The organism is Acinetobacter sp. 226-1 (genome assembly GCF_030329325.1).
GTDB lineage: Bacteria > Pseudomonadota > Gammaproteobacteria > Pseudomonadales > Moraxellaceae > Acinetobacter > Acinetobacter sichuanensis.
The window spans coordinates 1-875 of sequence record NZ_JACANU010000059.1; the positions used below are offsets into that span (position 1 = coordinate 1).

Annotated in this window: 1 protein-coding gene; it reads left to right on the top strand. The window is 33.1% G+C overall.

Annotation, left to right across the window (positions count from 1 at the left end):
- Nucleotides 1–38: 38 nt before the first annotated feature.
- Nucleotides 39–479: a hypothetical protein gene (locus tag HX124_RS18080; protein WP_107010352.1), complete on the top strand. Its 441-nt coding sequence runs from the start codon at nucleotides 39–41 to the stop codon at nucleotides 477–479.
- The last annotated feature ends 396 nt before the right edge of the window (nucleotides 480–875 follow it).

Genomic DNA, 875 nt, shown 5'->3' on the forward strand with positions numbered 1-875 from the left:
AAGGCGATTGAAGACATTAGACGGTTGGTAGGTGATTTATGAATGCGATGGTGAAAACAAAGGTCATGGATTGGTCGAAATTTACGGCTGAAGAATGGTTTAAACAATATGGTGCATATATACAAACTTGTAGAATGAAGTCAGGAAATATACCTGATTCACTCGGTGTAAATCAGATCTATTGGCTTATTTGTGAAAATAACAAAGGCGTTGCTCCAAGAAAAAATCAATTGGTGTGCCAAATAAATGATTTTGAAGCTGATGAGGTTCGAAAATTAATTATAGATTTAAAGTTCTCTAATCGTATTTGTGCCTCAGCAAAAGCAGCTGTAAATCTTTTTATTGAAAAGAATGTAAGAGGCTTGTCTGATAGAAAAATGGAAGATGAATTTAAGTTAGGGCGTAATTGCCTAAAGAACATGGTTGCGTGTGGTGGGTTTTATATATCGGGTCACGATAAAAGATTAAGAATCAAATAGTAATTGACTGGCATGCCAGCATATGGCATATTTCTGCTATAGTGGACGAAGTTATAGTAATTCACTTAGCATTGTCAGTTAAATGATAGTAATGCAAGATTGACAGCCCGGAAAGACGGGTACTGAATTTAAAAAGTTTATATACTTGCTTTAGGGAGAGACTACTAAAAAGTGAGTATTTTTTTATTAAGTGTTTATATGCCCGCTCATTTCTCTAACGTAGCGGGCATTTTTTTATTAGAATTTATATACCTGTTTTTGTTAATTATAAGCTATTGAAAATAATTATTTTTTAATTTAATATGATAATTATTCTCAATTATGGTTTTAATTGCGAATTTGTTGACAGCTCGGAATAGACGAGTGGAGCTCACTTTTTAGTGGGCTTTTTTGTTG